Origin of the sequence: Flavobacterium ustbae (genome assembly GCF_003946915.1) — a bacterium.
GTDB classification, from domain to species: Bacteria; Bacteroidota; Bacteroidia; order Flavobacteriales; family Flavobacteriaceae; genus Flavobacterium; species Flavobacterium ustbae.
In genome coordinates, this window is record NZ_RPOC01000007.1 from 131,947 (window position 1) to 150,758 (window position 18,812).

The 18,812-nt window shown below is 35.6% G+C and carries 9 protein-coding genes; all 9 read right to left on the minus strand.

Annotated features, from left to right (window positions below; genetic code table 11):
- Window positions 1-27: 27 nt before the first annotated feature.
- The gene (locus EG814_RS11270) at window positions 28-699 is read right to left on the minus strand and encodes a DUF3826 domain-containing protein (RefSeq protein ID WP_235830961.1); all 672 of its coding nucleotides are present in this window, start codon (window positions 697-699) and stop codon (window positions 28-30) included.
- Window positions 700-820: 121 nt separating this feature from the next.
- A complete protein-coding gene (locus EG814_RS11275) occupies window positions 821-2,536 on the minus strand; it encodes a polysaccharide lyase (protein WP_125721930.1) in 1,716 nt (571 codons plus the stop codon).
- 101 nt (window positions 2,537-2,637) lie between these two features.
- Window positions 2,638-4,638: a RagB/SusD family nutrient uptake outer membrane protein gene (locus EG814_RS11280; protein ID WP_125721932.1), complete on the minus strand. Its 2,001-nt coding sequence runs from the start codon at window positions 4,636-4,638 to the stop codon at window positions 2,638-2,640.
- A gap of 19 nt (window positions 4,639-4,657) precedes the next feature.
- Complete coding sequence (locus EG814_RS11285; protein ID WP_125721934.1) at window positions 4,658-8,002, minus strand: SusC/RagA family TonB-linked outer membrane protein; 3,345 nt, start codon at window positions 8,000-8,002, stop codon at window positions 4,658-4,660.
- A 729-nt stretch (window positions 8,003-8,731) separates the two neighbouring features.
- Window positions 8,732-9,715, minus strand: coding sequence for a pectinesterase family protein (locus tag EG814_RS11290; RefSeq protein ID WP_125721936.1), 984 nt, complete (start codon window positions 9,713-9,715; stop codon window positions 8,732-8,734).
- Between the two features lie 297 nt (window positions 9,716-10,012).
- Entirely contained in the window at window positions 10,013-12,028 is a 2,016-nt protein-coding gene (locus tag EG814_RS11295) for an aceric acid hydrolase (RefSeq protein WP_125721938.1), read from the minus strand.
- 310 nt (window positions 12,029-12,338) lie between these two features.
- Window positions 12,339-14,789: a pectate lyase family protein gene (locus EG814_RS11300; protein WP_125721940.1), complete on the minus strand. Its 2,451-nt coding sequence runs from the start codon at window positions 14,787-14,789 to the stop codon at window positions 12,339-12,341.
- Window positions 14,782-17,067, minus strand: coding sequence for a DUF5703 domain-containing protein (locus tag EG814_RS11305; RefSeq protein WP_235830962.1), 2,286 nt, complete (start codon window positions 17,065-17,067; stop codon window positions 14,782-14,784). The genes EG814_RS11300 and EG814_RS11305 overlap by 8 nt, the downstream gene beginning before the upstream one ends.
- Window positions 17,068-17,344: 277 nt before the next feature.
- A complete protein-coding gene (locus tag EG814_RS11310; RefSeq protein WP_125721944.1) occupies window positions 17,345-18,769 on the minus strand; it encodes a sialate O-acetylesterase in 1,425 nt (474 codons plus the stop codon).
- Window positions 18,770-18,812: the final 43 nt, after the last annotated feature.

The following is an 18,812-nucleotide window of genomic DNA, read 5'->3' on the forward strand; positions in this document are numbered from 1 at the left end:
TATGGACTAAAATCTAAGGACTAAGAACTACTTCTTAGCTTTCTCTCTTGCTTCAACACGTGCGTGCCAGTCTTTACTTTCTTTATTTAGATCGTAACCTTGTTTGGATAAATAGTTATTGATTCTTCCTTTGTATTTACCAAACCAGCCGTGCTTTTCTTTAGATGAACCAGCGTCCATTGCATGTTCTCTGGCTTCAACTAAGGCTTTGTAGATGTAATCTTTTTGTTCTGAAGTTAAATTCGGAAGCATATCGTTGTAACCCGCAACCGTGATTGGAAGCACGCCATACGTCATTCCGTCTTTTACTTCTGTTATTTTATCTTCTGATAATTCTTTGCCTAATTTTTTGATGTAAGATTTATGCAGTTTTGCAATTGACTCGTCTGCTTTTGATTTCAGCTTGTCAATTTTTTCGTTTTGTTTTTCTTTTGCTAAAGAAGTGTCTTCTTTTACTTTTTTGATTTCAGCGTCTCTTCCGTCGTGAATCTCAGTTAAATCTCTGAATTGTTGTGCGATAATATTTGAAACGGCTTTTTCTTTCGCTTCGTTTTTTAAATCTAGTTTCGTTACAATTTTAGCCGCTCTTTCGTTGGTAACTTTTACGTATTCAGGGTCTACATGCTGTTGTGCATTTAAACTTGAAAATGCGAAAAGAAGTGACAGTAAGCTGATATTTATTTTTTTTATTGACATCATCTTTATTTTTTTTAATCTCGCAAAGTCGCAAAGACGCAAAGTTTTTATATAAAACTTAAGAAAAAATACCTTTGCGTCTTTGCGACTTTGCGAGAAATTTGTTTAATAAACTTCTAAACTCTTATTTTAAATCTAACAAAGGTCTTACCAAAGTTTCTTTGTTGTTTGCTAAATCTTTCCAATTTACTTTTATCGCCGGATTTACTCCATTGATATAGTCTTCGATATTTGAATAGCCATCACCGTTTAAGTCACCTTTTGCATCAGATGGATCGTTTGGATTTAAACCGTATTTTTTCTCCCAGGCATCTGGCATACCATCTTTGTCTGTATCTACATAAGGTTTTCCTTTGTACTCAGGATATCCTCCAACTTGAGAAATATCTGTAATAATTCCTAATTTATAAGAATCCATTGGAAGACGTCTGTGTTCGAATTGATAGAAAGTTTTTTTCTCTAAACCTTTTGCATATTCTGGAACTCCTGTTTTTACAGTTCTTACGATTCTTTCGTCTACTTTATCTCTCAGCGGTAATGTTGCCCCTGCATTTTTAAGTACATAATCATAAGTCTCCTGAGCAGTCATAATTTTGTTAAGCCATGGCATTGGCATTGGTTCGTCTACTCTCATTTTTGGAAAATAGGTTGAAGCTTCTGCAACACTCATCAATTCTCCTTTTTTAGTTTCCATTTGTACTCCACCATCCCAGTTATCTTTAGAAACTTTTTCATTGCCTTCTACAACATTTCCATTTACGTAAGCTCTTCCGAACTCCATATAATCTAACTTGCTTCTTCCTGCTTCGGGTTTCAAGATTCGGTAGCTGATTGGTTCATTTTTATTGGTAGCTGGTCCTGGCTTAAAGTAGTTATTGATGATGTTGTATTTTGCTGTATAATCTCCTCCATCGATAGAGCGATTTACCCAGTTAAACACTACGTTGTTGACAAAATTGAAAATTCCGTTCCATCCAATTGATGGATTTCTACCTGTATTACTAGACCACATATTTCTTAAGAATGAGCAATTTTCTCCTCCTAAAGTACTTCCAAAAGCGTGGTTATAAGTATCTAAACCTTCTGCAAACAAACTGTTTTGGATCGTAACATTTACTGTTGGTAATTTTTTATCTGCAGAATTTGGTGTTCCATCATTATACATATGTCTGTAAAAAGACATGTTTTCATCTAATCCCCAAGTGGCAGAAACGTGGTCAATGATAATGTTACCCACTGGATTTCCTCCAATGGCATCATCTCTTCTTCCAACAAAAGTTTCTCCTCTACGGAAACGCATATGTCTAATTACCACATCATGTGTATCTACCCAAATCGATTCTCCTGCCACACAAATTCCATCACCTGGAGCAGTTTGTCCTGCAATTGTAACGTAAGGCGCACGGATAATTAATGGGCTTTTCAATTTAATAATTCCTGCTACATTAAACACAATTATTCTAGCTCCACCTTGCTCACAAGCTTCACGTAAAGTTCCTGGTCCGCGGTCTTCAAGACTTGTTACTGTGTAGATATTTCCACCACGACCTCCAAAAGAATACATTCCTCCTCCTTCAGCGCCTGGAAAAGCAGGAATGCTTGCCTGTGGTAAATCGGTTGGTCTTGCAGCCCACGGAATATATGGTTTTCCTTGTTTTGCTTCTTCTTCAATAACAACCAAAGCTTTTGTCCAAGCTTCGTCAGAAAGTCTTTGAGCTTCTTCTTTAATTGCTTTTTCCTTCGCCTGAACTTCTGGGCTAATTTTAGGGTATTGAGCAAAACATTTTGCACTTCCCAAAAAAAGCAGCGATGATGTGATAAATAATGCGGAATTTTTCATGTTAATTTTTAATTGTGGTAATTCTTTTTAAACAAATCACCTGTATCTTTTGACGAATACAGGTGAAAAGCTTTGTATGTTTTTTGTTTAATAGTCGAAATTTATTCTTGGAAATTGTATGTTCCTACTGCTCCATTACCATCTTTCCATCCGATAGTTTGTGTCAACCAAGGATTACCAACCAAAGCACTTTGATTAAGTCCCATGATGTAATAATTTGATCTCCATGAAATAGGAGTGGCGACGTTACCTACTTGATCCATTGGTGTTGGAGGAGAACGCAACTCAAAATTATTAGTATAGAAAGCCGCCAATGCATTAATTTGAGTTTGGAAGTCTGCAGCATCTGGATCAACAGAAATAGATTCACGCTCAGAAGCCAAAGGATCTGACTTAACAGCGCTAGTTCCGTTTTTATAATGTAAATAATTTCCAATACGCTGAGTACCATTTATTACTGGAATACCCAATTTAGCATTTGTCTGGTCGTTGATTGAAGCATCATCACTGTAAAGCATCCATCTTTGAGTATCCCAAAAACGTTTTCCTTCGTAGGCTAACTCTACTCTACGCTCGTAAAGACAAGCCTCAAGAGCTGCATATTTGTCTCCTAATGTACCAATTCCGTAATTATCTGCAGCAGGAATTCCAACACGTTTACGAATTCTTCCTAAATAAGTTGAAGCATTTCCAACATCTCCTTTAGCAGCGTAACATTCTGCAATATTTAACACTAACTCAGCAAAACGATATTCCATAATATCCGTTCCAGAAATCTGGAAGTTAGATGCATTACTTACTGTAGGGCTTGACATTTTACGAATAAATGCAGGACTTGCCACATCATTACCTGTACTAAAACCAAATGTTGTAGCATTATTAGGCGCTGTCCAACGGTATGCCCAAACGGTAGGAACCGCTGCTGTAGCTAAACTGTTGTTATAAGGCCAGTAACTTCCTGAAAATGCAAATGTTCTATAAAAACGTGGGTCACGATCTTTGAAAAATAAGAATGGATCATAGTTATTTGCTGCAGTAGGTCTTTTTCCGCTAGCCATAGGGAATAAATCGATCATACTTTTTGGAGCATCAACTCCTCCACTTCCTTGTCCACCTTGGCTTGCCAAACGAATTGATCTTTCCCAAGAGTTATTTGATTGCAATGAAGGTGTAACTGTAGTACTGCTTGCTAAAAGTTTTACCACAATTGCTTCAGAAATGAATGCGTTATCATTAACATAGAACATTCTTTCCCAATCTCTTGCAGTTGTTCCATATAAACCGTGTCCTTGAGAAGTTAATTCTGCTTCTGCTGCTAATCCGGCAGCTAAAGCAGCATCCCAACGATCTGTTGCTGAATCCCAATTTTTATTGAATAACGGACTCGCATACGTTAACAATACACGTGCTTTTTGAGCCATCGCTGCTCCTTTTGTAAAACGGCCATAATCACTAGCTGGCCATTTGCCTGGTAATAAACTTGCAGCCAAATCAAAATCGGCAGTAATTTGATTCACCAATTCCGTTACTGTAGCTCTAGGTATTTTAATTGAAGGATCATCTTTAGAAGGAGTCTGAACAGTTGTAACAATTGGAACACCACCATAAGTACGCATTAAATCAAAATATTGGATTGCACGCAAATAATACATTTGCCCTTTGATCTGATCACGAAATGTTTGAGGTAAATTTGCTCCGTCAACATCAATTCTTTCCAACATCACATTACAATCTCTAATTCTGTTGTAAGGATCGTTTTGGGGATTTTCAACCAATGTTTTTCCGAAATAACCTGATCCATCTGCAGCATTTTCTAAAGTTACATTTGGATTAATCATAGCTGAGATACCACCAATTTCTTCTGTATATGAAGTCTGAGTAGTTGTAAAAGACCCCACATATATTGCTGTAGGGGTTTTATATCCATCATAAAAATCATAATACAAATTGTTTACGTACCAATTAACACGCTCTTCACTTTTAAAGAATTCTGCGTCATAATACTTATATTGCTTTTTGTCTTCTAAAAAGTCATCACTACATGAAACTCCTAATATCATTAAAAGAGTCATTGCTATATATGTACAAAATTTTGCTTTCATAATTGTTTTTTAATTAAAATTAGAATGAGACATTCAAATTAAGTGACCAAGTTCTAAGAGTTGGATATCTTGAAACTGAATCATCATACATATTTCTATAATGATTTGGATAAGGATTATATAAGTCCCAAAGGTTATTACCTGTAATACCTAAAGTAGCTTTTTGGATATTTAATTGTTTCATTGCTTCTTTTGGAAGTTCAAATCCGAAAGTCATATTTCTAATTACACATCTAAAAGTATCCAATTGCCAGAAATCTGAAGGAACTAGAGCTGTCTCTTGTGCCATATTTGGATATTTACCATTAGGATTATCAGTAGCATCATACATATCTGTCCAGAAAGATTCGTGAGCCCAGTCGTTGTGAGCAGATCCTATACCTTGTTTTACTAAGTCGATAGATCTGTAACCTCCCCAAGAAGTTTGAATCTGTGTTCTAAAATAAACAGATTTGTATTTAAATCCTAGATTACTTGTAAAACCGTACGTTCTGTTGTTTTTTGCCAGTTTAACATAATCTTCATTTGCCATAATTCTACCATCTGCACCAGCCTGAGTTTTTGATGTTGCATCATAAACACCTGCTGTATCTTCGTAAGCTAACATACCTTTTCTCATTTGAGTTACATTATTAATACTCAAATAATTTGGAACTCCTCCTACTGCTGTAGCTCTTTCTGTTAAATAGTTCCAGTAATTAGCAATATCCTCGTCTGTTCTTAAGATACCATCACCTGTAGAAGTTCCTTTCCAAGTTTTGAATCCCCATTGTGGGAAAAACGTAGAAGAACCAACCTCTGTTACATTCATATTTGCATTTGGTCTTGCAAGTGTAGGATATTGTTTCACTTCATTATTATTAAACGCAAAGTTTATTCCAACATTATAACTAAAGTTTTCTTTAATTTTATCATTCCAGTTTAAAGCAAATTCACTTCCCCAGCTATCTATCGCAGCATAATTCACCTCTGCAAATCCACCTCCTACTGTAATTGGAGTACCAGCTTCACCAGCTAATCCAATCAAAGCATCTGTAGTTCTATCATAGTAGTAATCTGCAGAAACTGATAATCTATTTTTAAGGAAAGCTAAATCAATACCAATATTGTTTTTGATTGTAGTATCCCAATGTACATCTTCATTTGGATTTGGACGTGGTGTAATTCCACCTCCTAAAAGACCTCCGTTTCCACCAAACTGAGCTCCTTTATCTGGCAATGGCTCATAAAACTGTAACCATCTCCAGTAATCAATATTATCCTTACCAGTTTTACCAATTGAGTAACGTAATTTCAAATTATTAATCCAAGAAACATTATCTGTAAACCAATCTTCTCTAGATACTACCCATCCTAATTGAGCACCTGGGAAGAAGCCCCAGTAATTTTGTGGCGCAAACTTAGTAGAAGCATCACTTCTAAAGATAAACTCAACAAGATATTTGTCTTTAAAATTATAGTTTACACGTCCTAAATAAGATTGTGTTCCTGACTCTACTTTTATAGCTTGTGAGTTGGTGCTTATTGGTCCAGCAGTAGTACTATTTCCTAAAAAGTCTTTAGAAGTTCCTTCATAAGCTAGGCGAACATTTTTATTCCAAGCTTCAGATTGCTCGTAACCGAACATCGCTGAAACATTATGATTTCCAAACGTTCTTGCATATGTTGCAAAAAAGTTAGCCTGCATCAATTTGTCTAAATCTGTAGTATAATAAGCTCTTGAACCACGAATATTAGTTTCTGGTTTACCACCATTAGCAAACTCTGAATTTGGATTCAAAAGGTGATTATCTTGTGTATGATGATTAGCAATTCTAAGTAAATCATAAGGCAATTGATACTGTTCTGTATAACTGCTTGACTGACTTCTTGCAAAACTTCCTTTTACACTTAAGCCTTTTACGAATGGAATTTTGTACTCTAAAGACAAATTCACATTATAAGAAAACTGCTCTTCTGTTTGTTTTCCAGCATCTAAAGCTGCAAAATAGTTCCATCCTGCGATTGTAGTATTAGCATTCGCACTTCCTAAGTTACGATCTGAACGAGGGAAAGGAGACATCCAGTATGTTTGACCATCTATAGTAGTATCCCAAGGAACATACTTTGGCATGTGTAATAAATAAGCATAATCTGCTTGTTCTCCACCAGCTGCAGAACCAAAACTACTATCATTTATGTTAGCTGAAGATTTAGTATACGATTTAACAACATCTGTTGTAATTGCAGAAACGGAAGCAGAAAATTCTAAATCTTTAGAGATTTTGATGTTAGTTCCTGTTCTGAAATTCCATTTTTTATAATCTTGCTCTCCTAAGTTAGGACCTTGATCAAAGTAAGTAATACCTGCAAAATAAGTTGCTTTCTCAGTTCCTCCACTTGCAGAAAGAGATTGTCTTTGCTGTGTAGCTGGTTTCCAAGCTTTTTTAAGCCAGTCATAATCCAAACTTTTCATTTGCTCAAGCTCTGCTGGAGAAAAATATTTAGAAGTAACAGGATCTAAGTTTGAATTTAAAAATCTGTTTTTCCAAATTCCATGTTCATAAGCACTCATTGTTTTACCATGACTTACAGCATCATTAAAAGAGTATTGGCTATAATAAGTAAACTTTGGTTTTCCAGATTTTCCTCTTTTAGTTTTTACTATAATAGCTCCTTGTGAAGCTCTAGATCCGTAAATCGCTGCAGAACCGTCTTTTAAAACTGTCATACTTTCGATTTCTGATGGATCTAATTGGTTAAAAGTATCCAAAGTCGGTTTACCGTTTTGAGGATCGATTTGTACCATGTCATCAATAACTACTAATGGAACAGATGAGTTACCATCTTTTGAAAATCCAAAAGTTTGACGAATTTGAAGCGTTGCAGCGTCTCCTGGACGGCTCGCACCACCTTCTACATTTAAACCTGGAGTTAAACCTCTTAAAGATTCAGCTAAATTTGACACAGGCAAATCCTGAATATCATCTGGTTTTAAGGTAACAATTGCTCCTGTAACATTATTCTTTTTCTGAGTACCGTATGCAACAACTACAATATCATCTAATACATTAGAATCTTCAGATAATTTAGCATCTACAATTGCGCGTCCATTAACAGGAATCTCTAATTTTTTCATTCCGATAAATGAAAACACTAAAGTAGCTCCCGGTTTTACTTTAATTTGATACTTACCATTAAAATCTGTTGTAACTGTATTCTTTGTTGATTTCTCAGTTACATTCACACCAGGAAGAAGACCTGATACATTATCAGTAACAGCTCCTGTTACCGTAACTTGATTACCTGAGTTTTGAGCATAACTCAATACACTCATCAGTGCAAACAAAAGAAAGCTACATCTTTTTATAAGTGCTTGTTTCATAAATGTTTTTTTTGGTTAGGTTATTAATTGTTAGTTAGTCATGTTTAATGTGTTTTTTCTATTAACAAAATTTTTCTTAATGGAATCTTAATTTAATTTTATTAAATGTTTAAAACACATTTATTTTAATATTCCAAAAATATGACGATGACACATTAGAACCGTCCTGCTCTATCCTGTTTTAATCATGTTATTTCAAAAAAAAACGCTCAAAAAAAACAATATTAATAAAAAACAAATGGAAAAAATATACGAACTCAAATATTTAAGACGAATGTTTGCTTAAAACAAAATTTAGAAACTTATTTTGACTAAAAAACAATAAGATTTATATCAAAAATAAACATATAGTATATATTCTGCAAAACTTAATACTATGGCTACTGATAAATAAGAGCTTATAAAATACTCTTTTTTACGAAAACGATAGAGATAAATACTATTAGTATATTTATTTTACGTTAAAAAACTTACAAAAAAGTTTAGAAGACCTATACAGGACACTTTAAAAAAAGCTTATTATTTTTTTAATAAAAGATTTTATTTTTAAAAGTAAATTCTGACCAACAAATTGTAAATAATACTTTTTAGAATTGTTTTTTAGAAATTATAATAAAAAAGCCCGCTAAATCTTATGATTAGCGGACTCATCTATTTGTTTAAAATCTAGTTTCTCTGGATTGCAATATTTTATTCTAACAAATCTTCAACTAATAAGTTGTAGTACTGTTATTTTTCTGGATTCCATCCGTTTAAAACTAAATCTCTCTTGTACTTCTTAATCTCTTCTTTTTTTAATTGATGTGACCATGAAACTCTTTGTGAAATATATTTTGCACTCAAACCTTTACTTCCAAATTCTGCATAATAAGCCGTTTTATCTTTATCAGGAAAACGTGTATCAGGCCAAGCATTCCAGCCTTCAGGAATAATATGCGAACCCAAATCGGTATTAATAAAAACCGTCTGAGCATAAGGCCTCCAAGGTCTTCCTAAAAATACTTTATCAACCGATTTGTCTTTGGCAGTTAGTTTACAATCCACAAAAACATAGCCATACGCCTGCCCTTGCGGAGTAGAAGCTGCCGTGATATATGAATTTGTTAAACTTTCAACTGTACATTTGTAAAAATAAGCCGTTGCTGCCCCGAAAATAAAATCGGTTGTTCCGTTTATAAAGCAGTTTTCAAAATAAATACGCGTTTTTTCTTCAGATAAATAAAGTGTATCCTGATTCCCCAGAAGATTGCAGTTTTTCACGATAACTCTATCGCCTTTAATATGAAGCGCAACCGCCTGCCCGACTCTTCCTGCTGTATTTTCGACCGTTAGATTTTCAAGCGTACAGTCATTTCCTTTAATTTGAAACGAATACGAAGTTCCAGTTCCAAAAGCTGTTTTTCCTGAAGGATCTTTTTCACGAAGCGGTTTCCCCGAATAATCATCAAAGGAAATAATCGTTTTATTTCTGTCTGTTCCTTTTAAAGTAATGAAGGTTTTAGAAACTGGAATTTCTAACTTCTCTTTATAAACTCCAGGTTTTATCGTAATAACAACACGTTTCTCTGAATTGTCTTTTACATTATTCACCGCTTCCTGAATGGTTTTAAAATCTCCAGAACCGTCTTGCGCAACGGTTAAAGCTAATTTGTTATCAAGCGTTTGAGCTGATAGAGAAAGTGTAATTAAAAATAAGGTTAGAATATATTTCATAGTTTTAAATTTTCAGACAAAGTTTATCTGTAGAGACGCACCGCAGTGCGTCTACGCCATATGTATCAAACATTGTGGTTACGTTGTGTTAGACGCACTGCGGTGCGTCTCTACAAAAATTCAATGGCTATATGATTTTGTCGTCAATCTTTGTCGATTCCCGAGGGTGATTCTTCGTTCCTCAGAATGACAAACTATACGGTCAAAAAGCATTTTTACAAAATAAAAAAATCCGCTTTAATCCGCTCCCGATAGCTATCGGGAGCGCGATAGCGAATCCGTTTAATCCGCGTTCCATTAACGCGACATCCAAACCGTCATTTCTCCCTGCCCTTTATTTCCCCATGCAAAATACGGAACCAATTTTACAGGTACTGAAATTGCATCCTTAGAAGAAAGTGGTTTGTATAAAGACTTATTCCAGGAATTATTAGGATTAATGACCGCTTCCGCCTCAATGCTCACTAAATTTCTATTATTCAATGTAAAATTGTTCGTTGCAAATTTCGAATTCAGTTTTAAAGCCACATCATTCACACTAATTTTCGCAGGAAGCTGATCTGATTCTAAACAATAAACCAACGGTCCTCTTTTTACAGCCACCTGATTTTTAACTTCTTCTACTAATGGATTGGCTTCCATCAACTCAACCGGCATTGGAAGATTCAATTCAATAACATCACCTTTTTTCCATTTTTGATTTAATTTCAAATAAGTTCCTGAAACAATCTGATCTGTAATTTTCGAATTGTTAACCGAAACTTCAGCATTCTGACTCCATCCCGGAATTCTTAAAAAGAAAGCTTGTAGGTCTTTTGGTGCTTTTACGATTTTCAAAGTAATTTTCCCATCCCACGGATAATTGGTCACTTGTTCAATTTCTAAAGCATCTCCGTTTAACGATTTCGTATTCAAAGTATTGCTTCCGTATAAATTCACATACAAGCCATCTTTAGAAAGATTGTAAGCGTAATTTCCAACTTCGGCAATTGTTCTTGTTACGTTTGGCGCACAACAATTTGATAACGCAATATATCCCTCGCGCACATTTCCCCATCTTTGGTGAAACGGAAGATCTAAAGAAACATTCAGCGGATTATTATACAAGAATTTTTCCCCTTCCAAATCCATTCCAGAAAGTACACTATTATATAAAGCCAATTCTACAATATCAGCATATTTGGCATCTCCCGTAATCTGAAGCATTCTCCAGTTCCACAATACATTTCCAATATTAGCGCAGGTTTCAGTATGAGCCGTTGCATTTGGCAATTGAAAAGGTCTCCCGTAAGCCTGATGAATTTTCTGAACTACAGTCGGATCATAAGAAGTTCCATCTGGCGAAACTCCATCATACAAAGATCCACAACCTCCGGTAATGTACATTTTGCGATATGTTACATCATCCCAAATAGATTCAAGATTGTCTAACAATTTCTTTTCTCCCGTTTCGGCATATAAGTCGGCAACTCCCGCATATAAATAATTTGCCCTTACCGCATGTCCCATTGCCGTAGTCTGCTGTCTAAACGGAACTCTATCCTGATTGTCATCGGTTCCGTCGCTCGTCGTTCCTTTAATGTCGATTAGATTATTGGCTAATTCCAAATATTTCGGATTCTTGGTTGTACGATACATTTCGACAATTCCCATATAATGCGACGGACAAATAGCATTTCGCGCCAATTCAGGCGAGGCTTTTTTGTAAAAATCATACAAGAAGTCGGCAACACCTTTGGCAATAATTAGGAAATTATCTTTCCCTGTCGCACGATAATGAATACAGGCTGCAGTCATTAAATGTCCCATATTGTATTTCTCGAAACCCAATTGTTTTTTCACTTCTTCCGGGCCTAAAGTTCCCCAGCGTTCATCAATCAAAACTGGCGTATGAATATAACCATCTTTACGCTGCACTTTCGCGAAAAGCGCAATAGCTTTATCCATTTCGGCATCGAGTTTTTTATCTTTTGTAATAGCATAAGTCGCTGCCATTCCTTCAAAAATCTTGTAGAAATCTCCATCATGAAAAGAAGGTCCTTTGAAAGTTCCTTTGCTTAATCCGGCTGCAATTTCGAAATTTTTATACGCATGCGACTTTTCACTATGATACAAATCCCACATATAAGGAAGCGTATTTTTGGTCTCTACATCAAATTGTTCTTTCCAAAATCCGTTGGTCCATTTTACGTCTTGTAGTCCAACGCTCTGTAGTTTTGAATATGGACTTTGTGAATTCGCCACTAAACCTTTGTTCTGTGCAAATATTATAGTTGAAAGAAATAAAGAGGATATGATGATGTTATTTTTCATTTTGAATATATTTTTGATATTCGGATTTATTTAAAGATTTTGTTTCACGCAGATTTAAAAGGATTTAAGCTGATTAAAACAGATTTTTTTAATTTTTCTCGCAGATTTGCAGATTGAGCTGATTAAATTTTAATTATAAAAAATCAACGCAAATCGGTTCAATCTTTTAAAATCTGCGTGAAAATAAAATAAGATAGCAAAGGAAATCTGTTTAATCTGCTAAATCTGCGAGAGTCTATTTTTTTTTCTTCTAAAATAAAAATCTGCATAATCTGCCGAAATCAGCAGAATCTGCGTGAAACCTTATTATCTATTTTACAAAGAAATTGATCGTTCTGCTCATAGAATCTCCATCTGCATCTTTTACTGTAATCACAAACGATGCAAAGCCTTTATCTGAAGCAGTGAACTGAATTTCTTTTCCTTTTAAACTCACATTTCCGTTTTTAACCTCAGAGAAAGTATAAACTGGTTTATTGTCGTAACCTTTGAAATAATCAGCTGCAGCTAAAACCTTTTTATCTTTTAAACTAATAAAATAATGAGGCTGAGCGAGCCAGTCTAAATAATTATCCAATTGTGTAAACCCGTCTTTATCCACATCTGAATTAGCATCTGAGAAATCTCCTGCTGGTGAATTTTCATTTAAACCAAAAGCTTTCTCCCACCAATTTGGTAGTCCATCGTGATCCGTGTCAAAATCTGCCGGTCGTTTTTCTGACGGGAAGTTCGGCCATCCTCCGGCATCTTCTTCGTTATCAATCATACCGCTCAAACCACTTTTACTTCCTTTATAAGTAAATGTGCCTTTTTTAGTTTCCTCGATGATTCGATTATCATGTTTATCAAAAAACGGCTGATTGGCTCCGACATCCGAAAGGACATTTTTATAAGCCGCTTTCGCTGATTGTGTTTCGACAAAAGAATCAAAAAATGGCTTATTGACGAAGGTTTCGTACTCAACCATCTCTTTGTTAGTAATCGTCATTTTTCTACCTTTCTCCTGAGATTTTTCATCAAAATAACCCGGCATTACATTTCCATCAAAGAAATAACGCTGCATTCCTTTACCAACCCCTTCGTGCTGCGCATTTAGAGCCACAAAAATTTTCGTAGAAGCACCTGGTTTGTAATAATTATTGACAAAATTTACTTCGTTGGCACCCCCATCAGTTGCTCTTGAACCCCAGTTGTATACTACGTTGTTGCGAATATCCAATCTTCCTGTATAAAATCCGTCACCGCTTAAACCGCCGCCAATGCTCCAGTTACGGCCTTGATTGTGCGCCAATAAATTATGGTGAAAACTGCCGATATCACCACCAATTGTAGCGGCATATCCATGCATTTTTCCCTCTTTATATTTTCCGTGTCCTGCTACATTTAAGGCCTCAGAGATTAAAGTTCGCTGTAAAGTAATATGATGCGCACCTCTTGAACTGAAAGACTCATCGATTGTCCAGCTTATCGAACAGTGATCAATAATACTGTGATCAGCGCCGGTTAACCCCATTCCGTCGTAAGTTCTTCCACCACCGATACGCACTTTCAAGAATCGAACTATACCATCATCGCCCGTAAGTCCCAATGGCGCACGACTGATCGTAATTCCTTCTCCCGGAGCAGTTTGTCCAGCAATAGTAATATAAGGCTGATTAGCCACTAAGCGAGATTCAAGTTTAATATTTCCCGAAACAGTAAAAACAATCGTTCTTGGTCCAATTTCCTGATTTATGGCGTCTCGCAAACTACCTGGACCGTCATCGTTTAAATTAGTAACTTCAACTACTTTTCCGCCACGTCCGCCAACGGCATAACGCCCATACCCTTCAGCTCCCGGAAAAGCCAATTGCGCTGGCTTAAACGACCAGACATTTCCTAAAGTTTCCTGACCGTTTTGATCTACTTCGTCGACTCTCCAGTAATACGTTGAACCGCTGTATAAATCTGAAACAGTATAATTTTTATCTACTAATTTTCCTTTAAATTCTTTGGAAGATTCGGTTGCATTGGCTACAGCATTTTTATCCAAACCAAAGTACAATTTATGAGCTGTCCCGTTTTTAGAAGCATCCCATTTCAAAATCACATTTTTAGTCACTTCAACATGTTCGTCTCTGTTTGCAGGTTGCGGAGTTCGCGCCTGATTCATCAAATTTGGCGTATCCAGTTCAAAACCATTAATCACGATTTGTTTTACAATATTTGGATTATTTGTAGCATCAATTTCAAAACGAACAATTACGTCTTTCCCTTTTTCGGCATTAAATGTAATATAAGCCATCGAAGCATCTACTTTTGCATTCGCTCTCTGACTTGCATTTACAGTTTCCTGAAGTTTCCCATTTACAAAGATTTTTATCGGAGAAAAAGTCTTTCCCGTAATCACATCAAACGCATTATGAAATGTCAAAAGTGTATGTTTTCCTGCCGTTAAACCACTTATTTTTAATTCTAAATTTTCAGCTGTAATCAATCCGTCGCTTCCTAATTTATTGTAATGCGGTGCGCTCATTCCAACCTTGTACCACTTTGAAGTGAAGTTTCCTTTTAATTGAAATGTCAAGCCATTAAAAGACTTTTGATCTTCTTTACCTTCATTAATCACCCAAGCTTCATAACCTGGATCATGAACTTCTTCTAATCTTCTCTGGAAAAAGTCAAAATCGACTTTTACGATTTGTTTATCCGCCCTTTGCGCTAGCATGTTTGTTATCAAAAGCATAGACACAACTGCTGTGGTTACAATTTTTTTAATCATTTTTGGTGGTAATAGTTAGTTTCGTTTTTTCTTCTGTCGAAAAACCCAACAGATTTATAATATCTTTTTTTCTTTCTTCTGGAATTACTTTTAGAGCTTTTAATTCACCGTTAACGAGTTCAGCTTCAATAGTGGTGTTTTGTGTGGCATGCAATTTAAAATGAACGTTCCACTCTTTTGGCCACGCCGGAAAAAGATAAATTTTTCCATCTGCTTCCTGCAACAACATTTCCTGCATGCCAATCATTCCAGAACCGCCCCAATTATGATCTGGAACCCAGTCAAATCCTGGTCCCCAAAATGCTGGAAAACGTCTTTCTGAATTCGCCATTTTTAAAGTGTTATACTTCGTAGCCCCTTCGGTCAAACCTAATCTTGCAGAAAATATATTATCCTGCTTCCATCCTACATGACTTCTGAATTTTATCGCATCCGAATCATATTTCCATGTATTTAAAGCCGTTTCTAAATCAGGTTTTCCAACGCCATAAATTCCCCAGGGATAAACAGGATACAATTGGGGAACTTCCGAATTATTAACCCTTTCCCATGATTTTGCAGGAACTAAAACTTTATGATTGTCAATTTGCCCAAAATTTAAAGGCGGAATTCTATTTTGAAAGGCTTTTAAATAATCGATATCTTCTTTTGACAATTCTTTTTGCGAAAGGTTTAAAAGCTTTTCTGTAATTACTTGTAAAGCCGAAATCGTACTATTTGAGTTATTCGTCATTTTGTAAGTTTCAGCGCCCGAACCTGGATAAAGAACTAATTTTCCGTTTCCATCCAATGCTTTTCTGCCTCTTTGTTTGGCTAAATATTGATAATGTTCATCAAAAAAACGCAGACAGCTAATTATAAATTGATTGTATTTCTGAATGTCTTCTTTGGCATATTCTTTCTGCTGTAACATCATTTGGCAAAACTCCAAAACCGTGTCCCACTCATATTCCAGCCACACATTGTATTCCATTCCCGGATCGTAATCTGCGGGACGTTTCCATTCGTATTCGGCAGGATTCGGAAGTCCGAAGTTTTCTAACTGTTCTGTGAAAGATGCGCCGTTATGTTTCCAGTAGACTTTACTGCGTAATTCGGCATTTTTTTGAATCGTTAAGTAATAATCCAATTGTGATTTCATCATATCAAAATCGCCGCTTTTTACCATCGGAAAATAAACCAATCGCTGGTTTTGTGCCGTCATCGTTCCTCCTCCCCAATTTCTGAAATCGGGTGTGAAATTCAGATCCTTATTCGTGTAAACAGGATCAACCGTAAAAAGTCCGCCGTTGAATTTTGTTGGGTATTTCCCGTACGCATTGCATCCGAGCATGTAGCGAAACAACTGATAATTCTGACCGATTTGATAAACAGAATCCTTCTCAATCGATTGATTTTTCTGTGTAAAAATAAAACTGCGATTCCAGAAATTATTCCACCATTTTATCGTGTTTTTCTCAGCTTGTTTGGCTGTGCTTTTAGTTGATGAAATCAAACTTTTCAATCCATTATCCCACGTTGAAAAATCAGATTGACCTGTATTTAAATAAATTTCTAATGAATGTTTTTTCGAAGGTTTTACACTCGTTAAATTAAAACCTTTGAAATCGGTATCCTGATATTTTCCAAGATACGTTCCATCTGGTTTTAAGTTATCACCTTTCATGAATCCGCCGAAAGTTAGATTCGCAATCGGGTTCAACATTTCCTCTTTAACTGATTCCATTTTCTGTTGTTTTACAGCAACATCAAAAACGGTTTGTTCGCGGTTTCTGTGATAGAATTTAAGTCCGTTATTTTCAAAAGCAATCGAATCTTTAAAAATAATCAAATCACCCTGAGGCGCCCATTTATAGGAATTTGCATTGTTTTCTTTTCCTTTTGAATGATGATTCTTATAACGCCAGCTTTCATAAGAAGCCGTCATTTTCAACGGATTTTTGCTTTCTAAATCAACATGAATAATCGGTTTAAAAACATCAACCCAAAGTTTAATTTTAGCATCATTTTGTCCAACCAAAACATAACCGTCTTTTAATTTTAATTCCTGACGAAAACCTTCTTTACCCTCAAACGGATTTGGTGTTAAAGTAATTTTTACACGTCCTAATTTCAACAACGTATTATGTTCATCAAAAGTCCCGCTTCGAGAAAAATAGAAATACAAATCACCTTTCTCTACCCAGACATTCATACCAATATCACCGCCTCCCAAAGGCATAGATTCTGATGAATTGTGGCTTTGCGTTGTCCAAACTTGATTGTAAGTATCAAGCACAGGGATTTGCGCTTTAAGGCAAAGCGTAGTGAAAAGAGAAAATAGAAGTATTAAATTTTTCAACATTTTAATTTTTATATAGAATACTGTTTTTGAACCATATAAGTTATATAAGATAATTTAAGCTGTTACCTAAAATTGAAACTTATAAAGTTAAAAAAAGAACATAAAAGCTTAAATTAAGCGAAGCTTTAAATTTTGACTTATATTTCCTTAAAACACAATCCAAACACAAAGCTTAAATTATCTTATATAACTTATATGGTTTAAAAAAGACCTACCATTCATCCGTTCTAAACGAAGAAACTGGCAGGCCGCCTGCACTGAATAATTCCGCTTTCGCGAAATCCTTCCATAAATATCTTACTGCAACTGGTTTAGAAACTTTATCCGAAGTCAAAACCACAGATTTTCTTCTCACGACCGTTTTAGCCGGATAAAAAACTTTGTCTTCACCTGCGATTTCAAAACCTAAAACTTCCTTATCATAAGACGTAATTCCGTTCGCAACATCATCAAAAGAAACTGTTACAGCACCATCTTTTATCTCCATTGATTTGTATTTCGGACTCTCAAATTCAAAACCTTCCATTCCGTATGTTCTGGCCAAAGCCTGAAAAGCTAAACGATTTCCTCCTTTTTCCTTGTCCATTGGATGAATGTTGTTTTCTTCTCCAACGTCCATTAAAACCGCCATTGCCGAATTCGGAATTTCCCTCGAAGCCTTAAACTGTGCTTCTCTCAAATAAGCCGAATTGTATTTCTCTAAATAATCTTTCGGATGAAACGAAGCATAATTAAATGGTGCAATCTGCGCAAAGTAAAACGGAAAATCTCCTTGTTTCCATAAAGTTCTCCAGCTTGAAACCATTTTCTTCATTAAAGCAGTATACTCCGATGCTCTTTCGTAATTTGATTCTCCCTGATACCAAATACAACCTTTGATACCGTAACCAATTACAGGCGAAAGCATTCCGTTAAATAAAGTCGTCGGAACACGATTTGGATCTTTTGCCAATTCTTCTTTTGTGGTCGGAATTTTAGCGCTCGTAAAATCTTTCAGCATTTCCTGATTCATCCACGCTTCCATGCTCGACCCTCCGTACGAAACATGAATCAATCCCACTGGAACATTTAAAACTTCCTGCAAAAGCGACCCAAAATACCAAGCCGTAGCACTAAAATTTGAAGTCGATTTTGGAGAAGCTTCTTCCCATTTTCCTTCAAAATCGTCTTTTGGTTCTAAAACGGTCGCACGCGGAATCGTAATTAAACGAATGTTTTTATTGGTTGATCTTACGATGATTTCGTTTCCATTTTTAACAGGTTGTCCCTGAAATCCTTTTAAAGGCATTTCCATATTGGATTGTCCAGAACACAACCAAACTTCACCAATTAAAATATTTTTGATCGTTACTTTTTCTGTTCCTTCTAAAACTTCAATTATAAAAGGTCCACCTGCGGTTGGTGTTTGTAACTCGATTTTCCATTTCCCCGAAGCATCGGTTTTTGTTTTGTAAATTTTAGAATCCCATGATGTTTTGATTGTAACATTGGCATTCTTTTCTGCCCAGCCCCAAATTGGCGCATTTGATTTTTGCTGCAACATCATATTATCAGAAAACAATGCTGGCAATTTGATTTTCGCATTGATTTGAAGGCTTAGAAAAACCGTTAAAATTGCAATGATTGATTTTTTCATTTTTTATTTGTTTTTTTTGCCACAGATTAAAAGGATTATTTGG